The 15,060-nt window shown below is 67.2% G+C and carries 14 protein-coding genes, 3 tRNA genes and 1 pseudogene; 12 read left to right on the forward strand and 6 right to left on the reverse strand.

Going from position 1 to position 15,060, the window contains the following annotated elements; translation table 11 throughout:
- Nucleotides 1-430 precede the first annotated feature (430 nt).
- From A9A59_RS08270 to A9A59_RS08280, 3 genes and pseudogenes are all read left to right on the forward strand, one after another.
- Nucleotides 431-730: pseudogene (locus A9A59_RS08270) on the forward strand (zinc-ribbon domain containing protein); the annotation flags it as partial.
- 202 nt (nucleotides 731-932) lie between these two features.
- A tRNA-Ile gene (locus A9A59_RS08275) sits at nucleotides 933-1,008 on the forward strand.
- 153 nt (nucleotides 1,009-1,161) lie between these two features.
- The gene (locus A9A59_RS08280; RefSeq protein ID WP_098503826.1) at nucleotides 1,162-3,105 is read left to right on the forward strand and encodes a flavin-containing monooxygenase; all 1,944 of its coding nucleotides are present in this window, start codon (nucleotides 1,162-1,164) and stop codon (nucleotides 3,103-3,105) included.
- Nucleotides 3,106-3,126: 21 nt separating this feature from the next.
- On the opposite strand, the gene A9A59_RS08285 is transcribed toward A9A59_RS08280, so the two are convergent.
- The 5 genes from A9A59_RS08285 to A9A59_RS08305 all read right to left on the reverse strand — a co-directional run bounded on the left by A9A59_RS08285 (nucleotide 3,127) and on the right by A9A59_RS08305 (nucleotide 6,939).
- Nucleotides 3,127-4,842 carry a proline--tRNA ligase gene (locus A9A59_RS08285; protein ID WP_098503827.1) on the reverse strand — a complete coding sequence of 572 codons (1,716 nt, stop codon included), beginning with the start codon at nucleotides 4,840-4,842 and terminating at the stop codon, nucleotides 3,127-3,129.
- Nucleotides 4,843-4,908: 66 nt separating this feature from the next.
- Nucleotides 4,909-5,373, reverse strand: coding sequence for a D-aminoacyl-tRNA deacylase (gene dtd, locus A9A59_RS08290; RefSeq protein WP_098503828.1), 465 nt, complete (start codon nucleotides 5,371-5,373; stop codon nucleotides 4,909-4,911).
- A complete protein-coding gene (locus A9A59_RS08295; protein ID WP_098503829.1) occupies nucleotides 5,373-6,008 on the reverse strand; it encodes a TetR/AcrR family transcriptional regulator in 636 nt (211 codons plus the stop codon). Before A9A59_RS08295 ends, dtd begins: the two co-directional genes overlap by 1 nt.
- Entirely contained in the window at nucleotides 5,998-6,606 is a 609-nt protein-coding gene (locus A9A59_RS08300; RefSeq protein WP_098503830.1) for a TetR/AcrR family transcriptional regulator, read from the reverse strand. Before A9A59_RS08300 ends, A9A59_RS08295 begins: the two co-directional genes overlap by 11 nt.
- A 57-nt stretch (nucleotides 6,607-6,663) precedes the next feature.
- Nucleotides 6,664-6,939, reverse strand: a complete 276-nt coding sequence (locus A9A59_RS08305; protein ID WP_098503831.1) for an FmdB family zinc ribbon protein — start codon at nucleotides 6,937-6,939, stop codon at nucleotides 6,664-6,666.
- Nucleotides 6,940-7,050: 111 nt separating this feature from the next.
- On the opposite strand from A9A59_RS08305, the gene A9A59_RS08310 reads away from it, so the two are divergent.
- From A9A59_RS08310 to A9A59_RS08345, 7 genes are all read left to right on the forward strand, one after another.
- Nucleotides 7,051-7,138, forward strand: a tRNA-Ser gene (locus A9A59_RS08310).
- Nucleotides 7,139-7,192: 54 nt separating this feature from the next.
- Nucleotides 7,193-7,269 (forward strand) — tRNA-Pro (locus A9A59_RS08315).
- A 60-nt stretch (nucleotides 7,270-7,329) separates the two neighbouring features.
- The gene (locus A9A59_RS08320; RefSeq protein WP_098503832.1) at nucleotides 7,330-7,773 is read left to right on the forward strand and encodes a S1 domain-containing protein; all 444 of its coding nucleotides are present in this window, start codon (nucleotides 7,330-7,332) and stop codon (nucleotides 7,771-7,773) included.
- A 50-nt stretch (nucleotides 7,774-7,823) separates the two neighbouring features.
- Complete coding sequence (gene ltaE, locus A9A59_RS08325; RefSeq protein ID WP_423242397.1) at nucleotides 7,824-8,807, forward strand: low-specificity L-threonine aldolase; 984 nt, start codon at nucleotides 7,824-7,826, stop codon at nucleotides 8,805-8,807.
- The gene (locus A9A59_RS08330; protein WP_098503834.1) at nucleotides 8,804-9,574 is read left to right on the forward strand and encodes a DUF3108 domain-containing protein; all 771 of its coding nucleotides are present in this window, start codon (nucleotides 8,804-8,806) and stop codon (nucleotides 9,572-9,574) included. The genes ltaE and A9A59_RS08330 overlap by 4 nt, the downstream gene beginning before the upstream one ends.
- Before the next feature lie 342 nt (nucleotides 9,575-9,916).
- Nucleotides 9,917-10,471, forward strand: a complete 555-nt coding sequence (locus tag A9A59_RS08340) for a winged helix-turn-helix domain-containing protein (RefSeq protein ID WP_165772590.1) — start codon at nucleotides 9,917-9,919, stop codon at nucleotides 10,469-10,471.
- Nucleotides 10,472-10,532: 61 nt separating this feature from the next.
- Nucleotides 10,533-11,579, forward strand: a complete 1,047-nt coding sequence (locus A9A59_RS08345) for an LLM class F420-dependent oxidoreductase (RefSeq protein ID WP_098503837.1) — start codon at nucleotides 10,533-10,535, stop codon at nucleotides 11,577-11,579.
- On the opposite strand, the gene cofH is transcribed toward A9A59_RS08345, so the two are convergent.
- Nucleotides 11,576-14,038: a 5-amino-6-(D-ribitylamino)uracil--L-tyrosine 4-hydroxyphenyl transferase CofH gene (gene cofH, locus A9A59_RS08350; RefSeq protein ID WP_098503838.1), complete on the reverse strand. Its 2,463-nt coding sequence runs from the start codon at nucleotides 14,036-14,038 to the stop codon at nucleotides 11,576-11,578. The two genes, A9A59_RS08345 and cofH, sit on opposite strands and share 4 nt — an antisense overlap.
- A 95-nt stretch (nucleotides 14,039-14,133) precedes the next feature.
- Here cofH and A9A59_RS08355 point away from each other — a divergent pair, with 95 nt between their 5' ends.
- Together A9A59_RS08355 and A9A59_RS08360 are read left to right on the forward strand one after the other, a co-directional pair.
- Nucleotides 14,134-14,583, forward strand: coding sequence for a winged helix-turn-helix transcriptional regulator (locus A9A59_RS08355; protein ID WP_098503839.1), 450 nt, complete (start codon nucleotides 14,134-14,136; stop codon nucleotides 14,581-14,583).
- A gap of 15 nt (nucleotides 14,584-14,598) precedes the next feature.
- Complete coding sequence (locus tag A9A59_RS08360; protein ID WP_098503840.1) at nucleotides 14,599-15,039, forward strand: hypothetical protein; 441 nt, start codon at nucleotides 14,599-14,601, stop codon at nucleotides 15,037-15,039.
- Nucleotides 15,040-15,060 lie beyond the last annotated feature (21 nt).

The following is a 15,060-nucleotide window of genomic DNA, read 5'->3' on the forward strand; positions in this document are numbered from 1 at the left end:
TGAGGACGGAATCGGCCGGCAGGTTGAGCGGCCGGCGGGCTGCGAATCACCGGGTATTGCGTGGCGGACCGGTGCCCATGTCCCAAGCCTCCTTCCACGTTGCGTGTGGCGGTACTTGGGCCCTTTCCCGCGCTGCCTCCGCGGGGGGCCATCCGGCCGGAGTCCGCGACTTCTCCCCAGGAGGAGACCGTTGGGCCCGGAGCGGCACTGAACGAGATGGCCAATCGCAAGTATACGCCCGGAGCAGCGTTCCGGCCGAATTGCCGGTCCTCGCGGGCTGCTGGCGGCTCGCGCTAATGACACGCTCCGCCTGAACCTGTTACCCTCCAAGCGGTAACCAGGTTCCATCGGCCTCACGGAGAGGTCATTCTCGCCAGTCCCGGAAACGCTCGATGACCGCAGGTTCCACCACATCTTGGAGGGTCATCGAGTGTCGTTTGCCGACAAGTCGCTCGCCTGCATCGATTGCGGAGCGTCCTTCACCTTTACTGCTGGCGAGCAGGAGTTCCACGCATCCAAGGGGTTCACGCAGGAACCGCGGCGCTGCCCGTCCTGCCGTCGAGCCCGCAAGGCCCAGCAGGGCGGAAGCTCAGCTGCTGCCGACTCCCGGCCGCCGCGTCAGCTCTACGACGCCGTCTGCGCCTCCTGCGGCAAGGTCGCGAAGGTCCCCTTCGAGCCGACCACCGGGCGTCCCGTCTATTGCAGCGACTGCTTCCAGCCCCAGCCCCGCGGCCTCGCATCTTCCGGGGGCCGCAGTGCTCCCCGGGAGCCTCGCTCGAGCGGCTTCGGGAGCTGGGGCGATTTCGAGCCGATGGACCGTGGCGGCGGCCGCGGTGGACGCGGCTGGAACGACCGCAAAGGCGGCAAGGGCCGTCGCTGGTAGCCCGCCCGGCCAGCTCCGGCCAGGCGCTGCTGCTATCATGCCCGGCGGAGGGCCCGTAGCTCAGCGGTGAGAGCAGTCGGCTCATAACCGATCGGTCCCGGGTTCGAATCCTGGCGGGCCCACCACTCGACGTTTCGCTGCGGTCAGGAGCGAAATGCCGCCCGGCGCGCGAAACTGTGCCGGCCCGGACACGCGTCACGAGCAAAATCCTTCGGGAGACGCTAACCTTTCCGCGGAAGCACCGCGGCCCCGGCCGCCGTGAGAAGGAGACAGCACCGATGCCTATCAGCCGCCCCATTGAACCGCTCGTCGCCACCGATGATGAACTGCGCGCCGCCCTCGAGGACGCCTTCCTCCCGGCGCTGCTGCCTGCCCTTGCACAGGCTACCGGTGACTTTTCCATCCTGCGTGAATCCCTCCGGCCGCCGGGCGTTGCACCGGGAGTCCAGCAGGGCGGCATGACGCCCGCCCAGCAGGCCGAGGCGAAGGAGGTCGCCTTCGAAGCGCTCAAGCGGCTCCGGGACGGCCAGGTCTCCGGCGAGGTCCCGGTCGAGGAGGCGCTGCTCCGGATTACGGCGTGGATGACCGGCTCTCCGGTTTCCGAGGACTACGTCCCGCTCCTGCTCGAAGAACTCGCGCCCGAGGGCCAGGACCCCCGCGCTCCCGCCTGGCGGAAGGACCCCTCGGTTCCGTTCAGCGTCATCATCATCGGTGCAGGGATGTCCGGCATCCTCGCCGGCATCCGTCTCAAGCAGGCGGGCATCCCCTTCACCATCCTCGAAAAGAACCACGACATCGGCGGCACCTGGCTGGAGAACACCTACCCGGGCGCGCGTGTCGACGTTTCGAACGCGTTTTACAGCTACAGCTTCGCCCAGAAGAACGACTGGCCGACCCACTACTCCACGCAGCCCGTGCTCCTCGAGTACTTCCAGGAATGCGCCCGCGAGTTTGGCGTTCGCGAGCACGTCCAGTTCAACACCGAGGTCACCCTCCTGCAGTGGGACGAGGACCGCGCCGAGTGGGTCGTCCATGTCCGCCGGGCTGATGGCACCGAAGAAGAGCTCCGCGCCAACGCGGTCATCAGCGCCGTCGGCCAGCTGAATCGCCCCAAGATACCCGATATCCCGGGCCTCGAGCGGTTCCGCGGTCCACAGTTCCACTCTGCCCGCTGGGACCACTCCGTCGACCTCGCCGGCAAGCGGGTCGCCGTCATCGGGACCGGGGCGAGCGCCGCCCAGTTCATCCCAGAAGTGGCAAAGGTCGCCGGCGAAGTCACGATCTTCCAGCGAACGCCCAACTGGTACGTGCCGGTGCCGCACTATCACGATGAGGTCCCGGCTGGCCTCCGGTGGCTCTTCACGCACGTGCCCCATTACGCCCACTGGTACCGGTTCTGGCTGTTCTGGAACACCACCGACGGCCTCCTCGCTGCCGCAAAGGTCGACCCTAACTGGCCCGACAAGTCCCGCTCGGTCGGCCCTGAGAACGAGAATCTCCGCCAGCTGCTGACCGCCTACCTGCAGATGCAGTTCGCGGACCGGCCCGACCTGCTGCCCAAGGTGATGCCGGACTACCCGCCCGCCGCCAAGCGCCTGATCCTGGATAACGGCATCTGGGCGGCGACGCTCAAGCGTCCCAATGTCCGCCTCATCACCGACAAGATCCGCGAGGTGACCGAGGCCGGCGTCGTAACCGCGGACGGAACCCTCTACGAGGCCGACGTGCTCATCTACGGCACCGGATTCCAGGCCTCGAAGTTTCTTACGCCCATGCGCGTGCTCGGCCGCGGCGGGAAGGACCTCCACCGCGAATGGGACGGCGACGCCCGCGCCTACCTCGGCATCACCGTGCCGGGCTTCCCGAATTTCTTCATGCTCTACGGCCCGAACACCAACATCGTCGTCAACGGCAGCATCATCTACTTCTCCGAGTGCGAAGTGCAGTACGTCATGGGCTGCCTCAAGATGCTCTTCGACCGCGGCGAGCGCGCCCTGGACGTCCGCAAGGATGTCCACGATGCCTATAACGAGCGAATCGACCGCGGCAACCTCGAGCGCGTCTGGGGCGTGGCCACGGTCAACAGCTGGTACCGCAACGAGAAGGGGCGGTCGGCCCAGAACTGGCCGTTCAACCTCATCGAGTACTGGCAGCAGACGCGCGAGCCGAACCCCGACGATTACGAGTTCATCCGTCAGCCTGCGCTCGCCGGCGGCGACTAACCCCGGCCTACCCCGGACGATTCAGCGGCCCGCTTCGATCGCCTTGGAGCGGGCCGCGGCGATCGCGGCTGCCGCATCGGCAGGGCTGAGCACCCGGGTTTCGCCCGTCGCGCGGTCGCGTACTTCGACGCCGCCGCGCTCCAGGGCCCGCGGGCTCACCGTCACCCGCATCGGCATGCCGAGGAGGTCCGCGTCCTTGAACTTGATGCCGGGCGACTCGTCGCGGTCGTCGATGAGCGGCTCGAGGCCCGATCTCTGGAGCGCCTGTTCAAGCTCAGAAAGCGCGGCATCGACCGCCGCCTCCCCGGCGCCGATAACAACGACATGGACGTCGAACGGGCTGACCTCCCACGGCCAGCGGATGCCGTCGGCGTCATGGTTGGCTTCGATGATCGCCGCAAGCAGGCGCTCCACGCCGATGCCGTAGCAGCCCATCACGCACGGCCGGCGCTCCCCGTGCTCGTCGAGGTAGTACACCCCCATCTTCTCGGCGTAGAGCGTGCCGAGCTTGAAGACGTGGCCCATTTCGATCCCCCGGCGGGTCTCGAGGGCCTGGCCGCACGTGCGGCACGCGTCGCCCGTCCGCGCCAGCGCGATCTCGGCGACCAGCGTCGCCTGCCAGTCGCGGCCGTGGTTCACGTTCCGGAGGTGGTAATCCGGCTCATTCGCCCCGCCGACCAGGTTCGGGGAATCGACGGCGCTCCGGTCGGCGATAACCGGGATGCCTGAAACGCCGACCGGCGAAGCGCTCCCGGCGACCAGCCCGAGCTCCCGGACAGTTGCCTCGTCCATCGGCTCAACCTCGCGCGCACCGAGGGCGTTCTTCAGCTTGACCTCGTTCACCTCGAGGTCGCCGCGAATTGCCACGAAGACCGGCTTTCCGTCGGCTTTGTAGAACACCGCCTTCAATGTCTGCCGGGGCTCCACACCGAGGAACTCCGCGACCTCGGCAATGGTCCGCCTGCCCGGGGTGTGCACGCGCTCCATCGGCGCCGGCTCGCCGGGGACGGCAGGGGCCGGGACAAACTCAGCCTTCTCGGCGTTCGCGGCATACCCGCAGCCCGGGCAGAGCAGGATCGTGTCCTCGCCGCTTTCGGTCAGGAAGACGAACTCCTGCGAGTCCTTACCCCCGATGGCGCCCGAGTCGGCAGCAACCGGGATGACCGGCACCCCGGCCCGGCGGAAGATGCGCTGGTAGGCTGCGAAGGCGGCATCGTACGAGGCGTCGAGGGTGTCCCAGCCGGTATCGAAGCTGTAGGCGTCCTTCATGGTGAACTCGCGCAGCCGGATCAGCCCGCCGCGCGGCCGCGGTTCGTCGCGGAACTTTGTCTGAATCTGGTAGAGCGTGACCGGCAGGTCGCGGTAGCTCTGGATAGCGCGCGACGCGAGGTATGAAATGACCTCCTCGTGAGTCGGTCCGAGGGCGAACTCTCGCTCCTTCCGGTCGAAGAGACGGAACAGCGTCTGGCCCATGAGCGCCGCCCGGCCGCTCTGCTCCCAGAGCTCGATTGGGTGGAGCGCAGGGAGGTGGACTTCCAGCGCGCCGGAACGGTTCATCTCTTCCCGGATAATCCGCTCGATGCTCCGGACCACGCGCCAGCCGAGCGGTGTGAAGCAGTACAGCCCGGCCGCGAGCGGCACCACCAGCCCCGCCCGCAGCAGCAGGCGGTGACTGGGCAGCTCAGCCTCTGCCGGCGCCTCGCGCAAGGTCTTCACGAGCAGCTGGCGTATGCGCATGGAACTCCTCCGGGCAGCAGGTGCGAAGTGAATGAAGTGAACGTTGGGCGCCGGGCTGCGTTCCGGTCAAGCCCGGCGCGGCCGCTCGAGGTCGGCGGAGTCGACAATGAGGGTCACCGGGCCGTCGTTGACCAGCTCGACCTGCATCTCCGCACCGAAGACGCCCGTCTCACAAGGGATGCCGGCCGCGCGAATGGCAGCGACGAACGCCTCATAGAGTGGCCTGGCCTGCTCCGCAGGCGCAGCAGCCTCGAATGATGGACGGCGCCCCCGGCGCACATCGCCGTAGAGGGTGAACTGGCTGATGCAGAGTACGGCCCCGCCGATACTGGCCAGGTCGAGGTTCATGTGCCCGGCACCATCATCGAAGATTCGGAGCCCTGTAACTCGCCCGGCCAGTCGCGCGGCCGTCGCCGCGTCGTCATGGCGGGCGATGCCGAGCAGCACGACCATCCCCGGTCCGATACTGGCAACCTGCTCCCCGGCGACCGACACCGCTGCCCGCCGGACGCGCTGGATCACCGCCCGCATCAGCCGGCAGCCGCGGGTTCGCCGGGTGCTACCGGGAGGAGCCGCTGGACCGCGCGGATGACCCGTCCCTGGAACCGCTCATCGCGCACGGCCTCCGGGAACGCGTCGCCCGTTTCGATTTCCAGCCGCAACAGGTACCCGGTGACTGCAGCTGCGAACGTTTCGACGAGTTCTGCGGCGTGCGGCCCCGCTGCCTGGAAATGCTTCATGAGCGCCGTCCGCCACCGAGCGCGCGACGCGTTGCGGAGCGCAATCGCCGTTTCATCGGAGCTCAGCGCCTGCCGTGCAACCAGCCGGAGGTACGTAAAGTTTTCGGCCGAGATGTGAATCGTCGCGCGCACCAGCTCCGCCAGCCGTTCGGCGGTCAGCGGAGCCCCGGGCTCGCCAACCGGGAACGACCCTGCCGGAGCCTCGTTCCAGAGCGCCTCGAGGAGGTGACGCTTTGTCGGGAAGTAGTAGAACACGCCGGCGTCCGATATGCCGCAGCGCCGCGCGATCGAGCGCACGGACGTCCCGTCGAAGCCGTCCCGGGCGAAGGCCTCCATCGCTGCCGCCAGGATGCGGGCACGCGTGTCGTCCCGCGGTGTATCGTTTGCGTGGGCCTCGAACCCGCGTGCCTCGCGTTCACCCGCCACAGCAGCCCTCCATCCCGAGGGCGCAGCGGATGGCGAACCGGATACGGTCCTTGAACACGGGCTGGGCCAGCACCTCCCTTGCGGCGTTGCCGTACGTCATGACCGCATCCCACATGAACCCCGAGAGGGTATGAAAAAGGAGGTCCGCCGCTGTCTCGCAATCCCCCTCGTACCCGGCCGAGCCTAGGATGGATGCCACCTCGGCCCGGTAACGGGCCTCGCCGTCGTGAAAGTACTCGATGGCTTCCGGGTCGCCCCGGAGCTGCTGCTGGGTGAGGATGCGGACAAGCGGAGCGTTCTCCGCCCACCAGTCGAACATCGCGGAGAGCACGTCGACCGCCTCATCCAGCGAGCGTGCCACCGGCGGGGTGCGGTAGTCGGGCTGAACCATCAGCGCCCGGAAGAGGTCGTACTTGCTGGGGAAATAGTAGTGAACGGCCGGGTCGCTCACGCCCGCCCGGTTCGCGATCATCCGCACTGACGTACCATCGAAGCCGCGTTCGCTGAACAGTTCGCGCGCCGCCTTGAGGATTCGGTCGCGGGTAGCGATGGCCTCGGGGGTCCTGGGAGTGCGGACCGGCTGGACCTCACGCGCCATGGGCGGAGTATATCCGCCGCCGGGGGCATGACAGAAGCGTCGACCTCCGCAACCAGCTTAGGACGCTGCCGCCGCCTCTCCGGTCGACTCCGATGCCGAGCCGACTGTTGCCTCGCTGCCCGAGGACTCGCTGTCGTTCACCGCCGATAACTTGTTCCGGCTATCAGTGATGTACCAGCCGCTACCCTTGAACACGATCGGGGGGGCGTGAAGCACGCGCTTGGCCGTGCCCTTGCCGCATTCTTCGCACGGGTGCGTGGTAGGCGCATCGAAACCCTGGCGCAGCTCATACGTCGCATCGCAGGCCGGGCAGTGGTACTCGTAGGTCGGCAACGGCGCACCTCGAGATGGGGATCAACGTGATCCAATGTTCGGCCGGTTAGCACTCACGTGTCAAGAGTGCTAACCGGGCGCCTCGGGCCGCCCATCGGTACAATGGTGGATGGAGAGGTGCCCGAGTGGTTGAAGGGAACCGTCTTGAAAACGGTCGTGGGGCAACCCACCGTGGGTTCGAATCCCACCCTCTCCGCCACCACGCCGACACGGTTTCGCGCGGAACCCGCTGCCAGCGTACCCTTGTCGGCAGCGGGGTGTAGCTCAGCTTGGCAGAGCGCCTGGTTTGGGGCCAGGAGGTCCCGCGTTCGAATCGCGGCACCCCGACCACTGGATATGCGGCCGGGCCGCCGACAACGGGCGTCCCTGGGCCGCCCGCGGGGCTTGAAGATGAGTGACGAGTACGGCGTCGACCTCGACGAAGTTTTCCGGGTCATCGACACGGCCGATGTCCTCGTCGTTCGCTTCCACTTCATTGATCGTCGCCTGCTCGTCGATTTCCGCACTCGCCCAGGCATCGAACCGCTTATTAGGGTCGTGCCCCGCGCCGAGTCGGTCGAAGAGCGGTTCCGTTCCATCAAGCGCCTGCGCCCGGAGTTCCCGCTTCCTGAACGTGTTATGACGTTCCACTGGCCGAGGTCGGTCCCCGTCCTGCTAGCGAGCGGAGCCTGGCAGCGCCTCGTCGACCGCGCCTCCTCGCTCGGCTCCGATGAAACGACGGACGCCTGCGCGCGTGCACTCGAAGAGCTCATGGCACTCGAGCGTAAGGAAGTCATCGCCGCCATCACCGGGGCGTCACACTATCAGACCCTCTGGGAGCGCCGCTCCCGGTGACCAGGGTCATCGACCTGCGCAGCGACACGGTCACACGGCCGACGCCGCCCATGCGTGCGGCGATGGCTGCTGCCGAAGTCGGCGACGATGTTTTCGGCGATGACCCGACGGTCAACCGCCTCGAGGCCCGCGCCGCAGCACTGGTTGGCAAGGACGCCGCGCTCTTCGTTCCCAGCGGTACTATGGCGAACCTGGTCGCCCTCCTCGCGCACACCACCCCGGGCGATGAAGTTATCCTGGGCGACCAGTCCCACATCTTTCAGTACGAGGTCGGGGGCGTTGCACGCGTCGCCGGGCTCGTGACCCGTACCCTGCCCAATCTTGCGGACGGAAGTCTCGCGCCCGATGAGGTCGAGCGGGCCATCCGCCCGCAGACGATCCATTCCCCCGGAACCCGCCTGCTCTGCCTCGAGAACACCCACAACCGCTGCGGCGGCGCGGCGCTCTCCGCTGCCGCCACGGCCGAACTGGCCGGGGTCGCCCGTGCCCGCGGCGTGGCCGTGCACCTTGATGGCGCCCGCATGTTCAATGCCTCGGTTGCGCTGGGGACGCCTGTCGAGCTTCTCGCGGCGCCATGCGATTCAGTCTCCTTCTGCTTCTCCAAAGGACTCGGGGCGCCCGTCGGGTCCGTCCTTTGCGGGAGCCGCGAGTTCATCGCCCGTGCCCGGCGGTTCCGCAAGCTGCTGGGCGGTGGCATGCGGCAGGCAGGCGTGCTTGCTGCGGCCGCATTGTATGCGCTGGACCATCACATTGGCCGGCTCGCTGATGACCACGCTAACGCCCGACACCTCGCCAGCGGACTCGCAGCCATCGGGCCGTTCCGCCCTGTTCCTCCGCAGACCAACATCGTGGTTGTCGAGGTCCTCCAGGGCGACGTCGACGACTGGCTGCGGAAGTTCGAACAGGCGGGCGTTCTCGCCGTCAGCTTCGGTCCGGGCCGCTTCCGCATGGTGACGCACCTCGACGTCAGCCGCACAGACATCGACGAGGCGCTCGCCAGAATTTCACGTGTCGCTGGAGCAACGGTACATTGAATCGTCTTCCCTCTCTTGCCCTGCCCCTCGCCCTGGCCGGCGCCCTGCTCGCTGCCTGCACCGCCTCCGAAGACCCGCCGGCCGAGCGGGTCTTCCTCGGCCCGCCATGGACCGCCGACGAGCGGTTTGTCTACGACCTGCTCGCCAGCGGGCGCGAACCGTACGGGACCTGTGTCCTCGAGACCGACGTCGAGTTCGAGCCGGGCGTGACCAGGCTCAGCCGGCTTTGCTCCGATGAGCCTGGGCCCCATCGCGATGACGGCATCGCCACCGTCGAGGCCCAGACCCTTGAACCAATCTCGTCAACGCGCGTGCAGACCGACGCCGAAAAAAATCGCCGCATCTCGTTCACAGCGACGTACGCATACCCTGTAGTGAAGTTTGAAGCGAACGACAACGGCAAGGTCCGCCAAACTGAGCGCGACCTGCCCCGGGCGACGGAGAAGAACCCCGACCCGGCCTATTACGACGATGAATCCATGCTCTGGCTGGTTCGCGGGATCGACCTCCAGACCGGCTACGAGGGCACCTACCGAAACGTTTCGGCCGCGACCGGTGCGGTCTTCGATGTCAGGCTGCGTGTCGAGGGCGAAGAAGAAGTCACCGTACCTGCGGGCACCTTCCGTACCTGGAAGGTGCGCATCAGCACCTCCACCATAACCCAGTTCGCCTGGGTCGAACGAGATGCGCCGCACCGCATCATCAAGGCCCGTGTGCACGGGCTCCAGGACGTTGACTACGTGCTGAGCGGAGCCAGCGCACCCTAATGAAAGCATGCAGGACCCGGCAAACGCCGGGGCGATATGCTCTCACCCGCAGTTGGCCCGGCCCCCGGCCGACACGCCTGTGACCTCGCGGTGCTGCCGTCGGGAGGAGTCGTTGATGATGTTCTGGCTTGGGGCTTCCGTTAGCTTGACACCGGCCTGCCCGGTCACGAAGATGCGTCAACTCCTTTACCAGCCGGTCGGCCAGGTCGGCGAATAACAGCTATGCCATCGGTATTTGTCATAAGTCGTGAGCCGCGCACCCGGTCTGCTATCGCCGACTACGTGCGGGCTCGGGGGTATGATGCGGCGACGGCCGACAGCTACGACCGTGCCATGGAGACGTTGGGCAGTTCCGTTTTCGATGCGCTCATCGTCGATGTGCAGGGGGTACCGCGGGGCGAGAACGGGGCCAGCTTCGCGCAGTTCAACCAGTGGCTCGCCCAGGTCCTCCAAAAGCAACCGCCGGCGATGATCTACCTGCTCCACAAGGGGGCACGCCGTCCCCATTTCCGCATCGAAGGCGCAGTCGTAAAGAAACCTTTTCCCCTCGAGGCCATCGGCGAGGCATTGCGCGAGCGGATCGGTCTGCCGCGCCACCGCGGCAACGAGCGTGGCCTCGACCTGGACCTCGCCTCCAACACCCTGCGCTGTGGCGAACGGCAGGTGCACCTCACGAACATCGAGGCGACGCTCCTCGCCTACCTCATGGAACACGAAGGCGAGACGCTTCATCCGCGCGACCTCCTGGTCGATGTATGGCAGTATCACGACGCTGCAGGCGCCAGCACGCTCGTCCGTGCCCACGTCAGCAACCTCCGGCGCAAGCTCCGCGAGGTGCTCGGCACCTCCGACGCGATTCAGACCATCCGGGGCAAGGGCTACCGGTTCATCGCCTGATCGGTCAGGATTACCAGCCGATTTCTTGGATAGCTGACCGAAGTGTGAAAAGATTGACGCCATGAAACTTGGCATCAACATCGGCTACTCCGGCTCCCGCATCGACCTGCCCATCGACCTCATCCGTTACGCCGAATCGCTCGGCTATGACTCTGTCTGGACGGCTGAGGCGTACGGCTCCGACGCCGTCACGCCGCTGGCATATATCGCCGCCCTGACGACGCGCATCCGCCTCGGCACCGCTGTCATGCAAATCCCGGCCCGTACCCCGGCGATGACAGCAATGACCATGTCGACCCTCGACGCCCTTTCCGGCGGGCGCGTGATGGTCGGCCTCGGGCTGAGCGGTCCCCAGGTCGTCGAAGGCTGGCACGGAGTGCCGTACGGCAAACCGGCTGTTCGGATGCGCGAATACGTCCAGATTCTGCGAAAAATCTGGGCTCGCGACGAACCGGTCACCTTCGACGGCGAGGAGTACCAGCTGCCCTATCGCGGTCCCGGCGCCACCGGGCTCGGCAAGCCGCTGAAGAGCATCCTCCACGGCCGGCAGCTCCCCATTTACCTGGCGACGATGGGGCCCGTGAACATCCGTGCCACCGCGGAACTTGCCGATGGCTGGCTCCCCATCTGGTTCTCGCCGCGCCGCATGCCGATGTTCCGGCCGCATCTTGAAGAAGGATTCCGCCGCGCCGGCAATGGGAAGAGCTGGAAGGACTTTGACATCGCAGCCGGCTGCACGGTCGCCATCGGCGACGACGTCGGCGCCCTGCTCGCCGCGCAGAAGCCGTTCCTTGCCCTCTACATCGGCGGCATGGGCGCCCGCGAGAAGAACTTCCACAATGAGATGGCCGTGAAATACGGCTACGGTGACGCCGCGAAGCGCATTCAGGAGCTATACCTCGCCGGCCGAAAGCGCGAGGCTGAGGAGGCGGTGCCCGACGAGCTCGCCGACGAGATGTCGCTCGTTGGACCGGTGGCCCGCATTCGGGAGCGCTTCCGCGACTGGGAAGATGCCGGCGTCACCACGCTGCTCGTCCAGTCGCGCGACCCCGAGGCGCTGAAGCTCATGGCCGAGCTGACCGGCGCCAGCCGAGGCGCAACGGTTTAATCGCCCGCTCCGGCTGCTGCCGGCTTTCGTTCGTACTTCTTGACCGGGGTGAGCACGATGGGGGCCAGCGGCGGTGCCCCGAACGACGCGATCACCCGCTCCTCGGGCGCACTCCCGTAGGTCGTCGTGCGCTGCCGGGGTGTCCGGCCCATCTCCCGGATGGTGCGCTCCATCTCCTCCGGCGGCAGCTCCTGCCCGAACCCGGCGCCGGCGGCGCGCGAGATGCTTTCGTTCATCAGCGTCCCGCCCATGTCGTTCACGCCCGCATTCAGGCAGGCGCGGACGCCCTCCACGCCCATCTTCACCCAGGAGACCTGGATATTCGTGATGTACGGGTGGAGGGCGAGCCGGGCGACAGCGTGCATCAGCACCGCCTCACGGAACGTAGGACCCCGGCGTGCCCGCCCCTTCAGGTAAATGGGCGCCTCCATGTGGACGAACGGCAGCGGCACGAACTCCGTGAACCCCCCGGTGCGTTTCTGCAGCTCCCGGAGCCGCACAAGATGGCGCGCCCAGTTCCGCGGCCGGTCGATGTGCCCATACATGATGGTCGATGTCGTCTTGAACCCGACCCGGTGGGCCTCCTCCACGACGCGGAGCCACTGCTCGGTCGAAAGCTTGTCCGGGCAGAGGGTCACGCGAACTTCATCATCGAGGATTTCGGCCGCGGTACCGGGGAGCGTCCCCAGCCCCGCCTCACGCAGGCGGAGCAGGAACTCGCGAACGGAGATGCCCAGCGTCTCCGCACCCTGCGCAACCTCGAGCGGGGAAAACGCGTGGATGTGCATCTCCGGGACGGCCGATTTTGCCGCCCGCACCAGATCCAGGTAGGTCTCGCCGGTGTACTCCGGGTGGATGCCGCCCTGCATACACACCTCGGTGGCGCCGCGTTCCCAGGCCTCTCGCACCCGGCGGGCGACCTCCGCCGTGTCCAGGTCGTACGGGACGCCCCGCAGGCTTTCGCTCAGCTTTCCCTTCGCAAAGGCGCAGAACTGACAGCGGAAGTAACAGATGTTCGTATAGTTGATGTTCCGGTTTACGACATAACTCACAACGTCGCCGTTGACTGCACGCCGCAGCTCGTCGGCCGCTTCGCAAACGAGGTGGTAGTCATCTCCGCGGGCGCGGAACAGGCGCTCGATTTGTGCTTCGGTCAGGTCATGGCCCGCCGCCCGCCACGCGAGAATCTCGCCCACCTCCGCCGTCGACGTATCGATCTGCCGGGCCGGGTCGAGCCGGCGCGGGATGTCGGCTTCAGGCGGGCGCGTTGTGGCATCGCCCGGTGACCAGGACTCCGTGCGTGCAAACCCGTCGGCGTCAATGGCGCGGATGACGGACGTCCGCAGCGCGGGGTCCAGCCACCGGTCGGCGTCTAGCGCATAGGCCGGGTAGACCGGCAGGCGCTCGACGAGGACCTTGCCGCATTCCGCCGTCCGCCGGCGGAGCTGCTCGAGGTGGGGCCACGGTGCCTCGGGATTGACGTGGTCAGGAGTTACTGGCGAGACCCCGCCCCAGTCGTTCAGTCCTGCTGCGACCAGCCGCGGGTAGTCGTCGTAGCTCAGATTCGGCGGAGCCTGGATGTTCATCTCCCCGCCAAACACGATCCGGGCCACGGCGATCGTCCAGAGCAGGTCGTCAAGGTCCGGCTCCGGCGCGTTCGCCATCCTGGTGTCCGGCTTGGCGCGGAAGTTCTGGATAATCACCTCCTGGAGGTGCCCGTACTCCTCGTGGAGCCGGCGCAGCGCGAGCAACGACTCGATCCGCTCCCGGCGGGTCTCGCCGATACCGATGAGGATGCCCGAGGTAAACGGCACCTGCTGGCGTCCGGCCTCGGCAATCGTGGCCAGCCGGACCGACGGGCGCTTGTCGGGCGAGCCGTAGTGAACTGCGCCCTTCTCCGTGAACAACCGCTCCGCCACGCTCTCGAGCATGATGCCCTGGGAGACGGACACGCGGCGGAGCATCGCAATCTCGTCCGGCGTCATGACGCCCGGGTTCGCGTGGGGGAGCAGGCCCGTCTCGCGCTGGACCAGCTCAGCCATGGCGGCAAGGTAGGAGATGGTCGACGGGTAGCCCATCTCGTCGAGCTCCCGGCGCGCGACCCGGTACCGCAGCTCGGGCTTGTCGCCGAGCGTGAAGAGCGCCTCGTGGCAGCCGGCGGCTGCCCCGGCACGGGCGATCTCCAGCACCTCCTCCGGGGTCATGTAGGCCCGCTGGCCGGGCCGCGGCGGCTTCGCGAACGTGCAGTAGTGGCAGACATCCCGGCAGAGCTGGGTCAGCGGGATGAACACCTTCCTCGAGTAGGAAATCACGTTCAGGTGAGCGCGGTCGCGGAGCGCTGCGGCCGTCTCGAGCAGCGGCCCGAGGTCGGTCTCATCGGCGAGGGCGAGCGCCTCGGGCTCTGTCGGGAGAAGCCCGTCGAGCGCACGGTCGAGGATGGTGCGGGTGGATGGCAGCATGGGGCGGTCTCTGCGCCGGGATTGGGGGTCACTTCATTATTTGAACTTACCCCTGCGCGCGCGTAGCATAACGCAACCAACCCCGGGAGGCTACCATGGCCGACGCCGTCCGCTGCCCTGTTGCTGCCACGCTCGAGCTCGTCGGCGACCGCTGGACGCTCCTCATCGTCCGTGACCTCCTCCGCGGGCGCCGGCGATTCAATGAACTGCGCGAATCGGTGGAGGGCATCCCTCCAGCAGTGCTGACCGCCCGCCTCCGCGCGCTTGAGGCTGCCAGAGTCCTCGAACGCCGACCGTACAGCGACCACCCGCCCCGCTACGAATACCGCCTGACCGCCAAAGGCCACGCTCTCGGTGTCGTGGTCGGGGCGCTCGCTGACTGGGGCCAGCGCTACGCGGACGCCGACCTCGCCCTGGTCGACGGCGAATGCGGCCACGGCATCAGCGTCGTCTACCACTGCCCAACCTGCGAACGGCAGGCACCGCGACGGCGGGTCCGGATTGTGGAGCGTCCTGGGGCGCGGTTGCCAGCCGCCGATCATTAGGGCTACGCTGCCCCGGTGACCCAGCCATCTCGCATCATTTACCTGCCCCCGGGCGTGGCCGCCATCCCTGCCGCCGCGCCAGTCGCCGCAAATGGCGCACCGTTCGATCGAAATTTCTTCGAGAAGGTTCTCCCGCCGGCCATTGCCGCCTTTTGCACGCAGGTCAACTGCGAAGTCCCTGTCGTTGAACTCACAACCATTGACGGTGTCACCCACTACGTCAACGGCATCAGCGGTGTCGGCGACCAGTGGGTCGCCCTGCAGACCTCCAGCCCCGACCACGACCATCCGACCCAGGTCTTCATCCCGTACCAGACCATCTTCCGCGTCGAAATCCACCCTGAGCACGATGTCCGGCGCCACCGCCTCGGCTTCATCACCGACGCCATAACGTCCAAATCGGCAAAATCCGCGCCCGACCGCGCCAGGCCAAGACCCGCGGCCGAACAGCAGTAGGGTTTCCGCCCTCGCCGCATG

It is taken from the genome of Tepidiforma thermophila, from assembly GCF_002563855.1.
GTDB lineage: Bacteria > Chloroflexota > Dehalococcoidia > Tepidiformales > Tepidiformaceae > Tepidiforma > Tepidiforma thermophila.